The 4,947-nt window shown below is 36.7% G+C and carries 6 protein-coding genes; 2 read left to right on the top strand and 4 right to left on the bottom strand.

The genetic code is table 11. The features are described from left to right. Positions 1-103: 103 nt before the first annotated feature. Complete coding sequence (locus ADA55_RS30550) at positions 104-391, bottom strand: hypothetical protein (RefSeq protein ID WP_054399254.1); 288 nt, start codon at positions 389-391, stop codon at positions 104-106. Beyond that, positions 388-1,335 (bottom strand): IS110 family transposase, encoded by a 948-nt coding sequence (locus ADA55_RS15110; protein WP_213068208.1) that lies wholly within the window; start codon positions 1,333-1,335, stop codon positions 388-390. Before ADA55_RS15110 ends, ADA55_RS30550 begins: the two co-directional genes overlap by 4 nt. A 386-nt stretch (positions 1,336-1,721) precedes the next feature. Here ADA55_RS15110 and ADA55_RS30055 point away from each other — a divergent pair, with 386 nt between their 5' ends. Then, entirely contained in the window at positions 1,722-2,753 is a 1,032-nt protein-coding gene (locus ADA55_RS30055) for a hypothetical protein (protein WP_065421161.1), read from the top strand. Between the two features lie 149 nt (positions 2,754-2,902). Continuing rightward, on the top strand, positions 2,903-3,289 hold the full coding sequence (locus ADA55_RS15100; protein WP_048685341.1) for a DUF3888 domain-containing protein: 387 nt from the start codon (positions 2,903-2,905) through the stop codon (positions 3,287-3,289). Between the two features lie 143 nt (positions 3,290-3,432). Here the strand turns inward: ADA55_RS15100 and ADA55_RS30545 are convergent, their stop codons facing one another. Together ADA55_RS30545 and ADA55_RS15095 are read right to left on the bottom strand one after the other, a co-directional pair. Continuing rightward, the gene (locus ADA55_RS30545; protein WP_054399254.1) at positions 3,433-3,720 is read right to left on the bottom strand and encodes a hypothetical protein; all 288 of its coding nucleotides are present in this window, start codon (positions 3,718-3,720) and stop codon (positions 3,433-3,435) included. Further along, the gene (locus ADA55_RS15095; protein ID WP_213068208.1) at positions 3,717-4,664 is read right to left on the bottom strand and encodes an IS110 family transposase; all 948 of its coding nucleotides are present in this window, start codon (positions 4,662-4,664) and stop codon (positions 3,717-3,719) included. The genes ADA55_RS30545 and ADA55_RS15095 overlap by 4 nt, the downstream gene beginning before the upstream one ends. Between the last annotated feature and the right edge of the window lie 283 nt (positions 4,665-4,947).

The raw sequence follows: 4,947 nt of genomic DNA, 5'->3' as shown, positions 1-4,947 counted from the left end.
TTTTTGTATGAAAACACTTTAGTGAAAGGCCATACTTAAATAAGCCCACCATATTCTAATTTTTTTGAAGGACGTAAATGTACTATGTCGTTATTTTAACTGGTTATGCAGTTTGTTGTTCAGATGGATCGATTGTATAGCCTTTCTTTTTTAGGTATTCGATCATTTTTAACTCTTTGTTATTTTGTTTTTCTTCAAGGTAATTTGAGCCTAGTTCTTGATAGGGTTCCCCTGTTTTTAAGATGTTGTAAGCAATCGTTAGTAGTAAATGAGCAGAAGCGATTCGTCCCTTCATTTTTCCCTGCCTTTTGGTAATCCTTTTTCGATGTGAAGCAATTCGATTATTTTGCCTTGATGTCGCTAGTACACACTCTACAGCCATCGTTTTCAAAGCTTTGTTACCTTGTGTGGTTTTACTCGTTTTTTTTTACCAGCACTTTCGTAATTTCCAGGACTCACACCAGCCCAAGAGGCAAGATGTTTAGCTGACTTAAATACGGACATATCAACGCCCATCTCTGCAATAAAAGTAGCTGCGGCAGCTTTGTTCACACCAGGTATTCCATCCAATAATTCTACTTCCTTACGATAGGGGGACAGGAGTTGATCGATTTGTTTTTCCAATTCTTCTATGGCTTTTTCTAAATAACTCATATGCTCCCAATGGTAACGCAACATATCACGATGATGACGGCGAATACGACCATTAATTGCACTGGCAATGTCAGTAATACTTGCCTTTGTTCGCCAATCCACCATTTTTCGAAGACCATCGGTCTCTATTTTTTCACCGTTTAGAATCGCTTCAAGGATACGGCGTCCCGATACACCAAAAATGTCTGATAATACGGATGTTAGCTTGATATTAGCATCTTGAAGAATTTTGTGAATGCGATTCTGTTCTGATGTGCGATGATGAATCAATTTTTTTCGATAACGAGTAAGATCTCGTAAATCACGAATATCCTCCGGTGGTACAAAATTGCTTTCAATAAGTCCACATCTTAGAAGCTTGGCAAGCCATTCGGCATCTTTCACATCAGTTTTACGTCCTGGAACATTTTTGACATGTCTTGCATTGGCAAGAACAAGGTGAAAAGAACCTTCGAGTATATTCCATATTGGTTTCCAGTAGACTCCGGTACTTTCCATCACAACATCGGATACCTGAAGGGTAGCGAGCCAATCACTTAAAGCCAAGAGTCCTGTTGTTGTAGTTGAAAATGTTTCAATAGAGGTCTTTGGCTTTTGATCTAATGGACCAAATAATACACAGGCTACTACTGTTTCTTGGTGTACATCTAGGCCAGCACACCGTTCAATCATTGCTTCCATAGGAGAAATCACCTCAAAAAAAGATTAACAATACATATGACAGGAGATTTGTTACAAAAATTTTTGTATACGTACTAGCAGTACACTAAATGGTTCTTCCATACTGTCACAACCAGTTTCTTATACAGGGTATCTTCCTTAAGATCCACCAAAAAAAGTTCAGCCTGGTTGTATTGTTATCATCCATTATTGTCAAGGGGTTAATGGGTTAGACTCTATTTTGAGTTTAGATTTTCGTAGTAGATGGTGGCGGCGAGGAGCGCCGCCATAGAAGTTTCTTATGGAAATATCGGGGCAGGCTAGTGAAAAAGCAAACGTAATAACCATTCTGAATGGTTGGGATTTAATGGTATAATCATAAGAAAATAGAAATGAGCTGAAAATTCTTGAAAATAAAAAGCCTTTTTGTTGCACTATTTTTGTGTTTATTTGTTGTAAGTGGTTGTACATCAACCAAAGTTCTAGAACCTCAAAATCCAAATAAACTCAGTCTGCCTGAAGATATTCCCAATTTTGTAACAGTAAAAGATTTTGAAAAGATAGATTGGGATAGGACGGCTACCGATTTTGGCACAGGTACAAGTAGTGATATTGTTGGAAACAAAAATAAACTGGGCATAATAGGACCAGAATTAAAACCAAATAAAGTGGAAAAGTGGTTGTGGCATTTTTGGGGGATTGATAAAGGTGAATTAACAATCGTTGGTTACAACCAAGATACTTCAAATATAAGTCCTGTTTTAAGTGATGGGGTTTGGTCTAGGACTGGTGTCGGTGGTGGTAAAATTAATGGTGCAGATGCGAGTTTGCCTTCGAATGTCGTGCTACCAAAAGCAGGGAAATGGGCACTCTTAGTTTATATTGATGGTAAATTATTCGATATATTGGTTATGGATATAAAGGGAAAACCTTCTCTGGAACTAGAAGATGCGAATATTGATATTGTTAAAGATAAAAGTTTACTTGGTTCAATTAAGAAAACTGAAGGAGAAAGAAAGGGAGATGAACTGATACCGACAGCTTTAGTTTATGAATTCACCATTAAAAATACTGGTAATAAAACAGTAGGTATTGGAGAATTTGATAAAGGAATTGAACTTAAGATTGAACCCAAAGAAAAATTAAAATCGGTGTCAGAAGACGTAATAGGATTCAATATTTATAATCCTGACGATTATAACGGGAGTGGTGTAGGGTTCGGTCATTCTTTTTCATCTGTTCTTAAGCCTGACGAAAATGGTGAGTATACTCTAAGCTACGATTTAGGTGTAAGTGAAGAAAATTCCCAAGTCCCACTACTTGTACCTTCAAAAGAAAAATTATATGACCTTAAAGAATATGCATTGGATGCTTTTTTGGTTGTAACAATTGAAAATCAAGAAATAGCAAGATTTGACCTGAATAAACCTAAAAACTAACTAGCATTTTAAATTTATTTGTTGAATTAACGGGTGCTATAGCTGAAGATCGGAGCTGTCTTTAAGGCAGCTTTTTCTTTATTCACTATCTGGGGAAAAATAATTGAATAAAACTTTACAGTTCTTAGGAAACTAAAGTGGGTGATAAAATGAAAAATTTCGCAGTAATGCTTTTGATAGCAATATTCTTAATAAGCTTTAATACGCCAGTTTATTCAAAAACAATAAATGAGGCTGATACGGAACTATGTGAAACACTTAAATATGCACTTGTAAATAGTCTTAGACAACCAGTAGATAAAGCAATTGCTGAAATATATAAAAATGATAAAAATGCACCAAGTAATCTTACTTGGGCTTCGTATGACACAGAAATACTCAAAATTAAGCAACTGAACGGAGTTGGTGGAGTATATAAGATAACTCTAAAAGTCTACCCTTATTATGATGCTCATAATAGTTATGGAATAGATGAGGTTGTTGTAGATACAAGGGGTGAGTTAATAAATTATAATCACATAAAAACATATCCTTGAACTTTAACTAACGTATGCGGTCTTCTTTAGGAGGATCGCTTTTTTGTATGAAAACACTTTAGTGAAAGGCCATACTTAAATAAGCCCACCATATTCTAATTTTTTTGAAGGACGTAAATGTACTATGTCGTTATTTTAACTGGTTATGCAGTTTGTTGTTCAGATGGATCGATTGTATAGCCTTTCTTTTTTAGGTATTCGATCATTTTTAACTCTTTGTTATTTTGTTTTTCTTCAAGGTAATTTGAGCCTAGTTCTTGATAGGGTTCCCCTGTTTTTAAGATGTTGTAAGCAATCGTTAGTAGTAAATGAGCAGAAGCGATTCGTCCCTTCATTTTTCCCTGCCTTTTGGTAATCCTTTTTCGATGTGAAGCAATTCGATTATTTTGCCTTGATGTCGCTAGTACACACTCTACAGCCATCGTTTTCAAAGCTTTGTTACCTTGTGTGGTTTTACTCGTTTTTTTTTACCAGCACTTTCGTAATTTCCAGGACTCACACCAGCCCAAGAGGCAAGATGTTTAGCTGACTTAAATACGGACATATCAACGCCCATCTCTGCAATAAAAGTAGCTGCGGCAGCTTTGTTCACACCAGGTATTCCATCCAATAATTCTACTTCCTTACGATAGGGGGACAGGAGTTGATCGATTTGTTTTTCCAATTCTTCTATGGCTTTTTCTAAATAACTCATATGCTCCCAATGGTAACGCAACATATCACGATGATGACGGCGAATACGACCATTAATTGCACTGGCAATGTCAGTAATACTTGCCTTTGTTCGCCAATCCACCATTTTTCGAAGACCATCGGTCTCTATTTTTTCACCGTTTAGAATCGCTTCAAGGATACGGCGTCCCGATACACCAAAAATGTCTGATAATACGGATGTTAGCTTGATATTAGCATCTTGAAGAATTTTGTGAATGCGATTCTGTTCTGATGTGCGATGATGAATCAATTTTTTTCGATAACGAGTAAGATCTCGTAAATCACGAATATCCTCCGGTGGTACAAAATTGCTTTCAATAAGTCCACATCTTAGAAGCTTGGCAAGCCATTCGGCATCTTTCACATCAGTTTTACGTCCTGGAACATTTTTGACATGTCTTGCATTGGCAAGAACAAGGTGAAAAGAACCTTCGAGTATATTCCATATTGGTTTCCAGTAGACTCCGGTACTTTCCATCACAACATCGGATACCTGAAGGGTAGCGAGCCAATCACTTAAAGCCAAGAGTCCTGTTGTTGTAGTTGAAAATGTTTCAATAGAGGTCTTTGGCTTTTGATCTAATGGACCAAATAATACACAGGCTACTACTGTTTCTTGGTGTACATCTAGGCCAGCACACCGTTCAATCATTGCTTCCATAGGAGAAATCACCTCAAAAAAAGATTAACAATACATATGACAGGAGATTTGTTACAAAAATTTTTGTATACGTACTAGCAGTACACTAAATGGTTCTTCCATACTGTCACAACCAGTTTCTTATACAGGGTATCTTCCTTAAGATCCACCAAAAAAAGTTCAGCCTGGTTGTATTGTTATCATCCATTATTGTCAAGGGGTTAATGGGTTAGACTCTATTTTGAGTTTAGATTTTCGTAGTAGATGGTGGCGGCGAGGAGCGCCGCCATAGAAGTTTCTTATG

Origin of the sequence: Bacillus sp. 220_BSPC, assembly GCF_001054655.1 — a bacterium.
GTDB classification, from domain to species: domain Bacteria; phylum Bacillota; class Bacilli; order Bacillales; family DSM-1321; genus Peribacillus; species Peribacillus frigoritolerans.
This window is presented reverse-complemented; position numbering and strand designations above follow the sequence as displayed.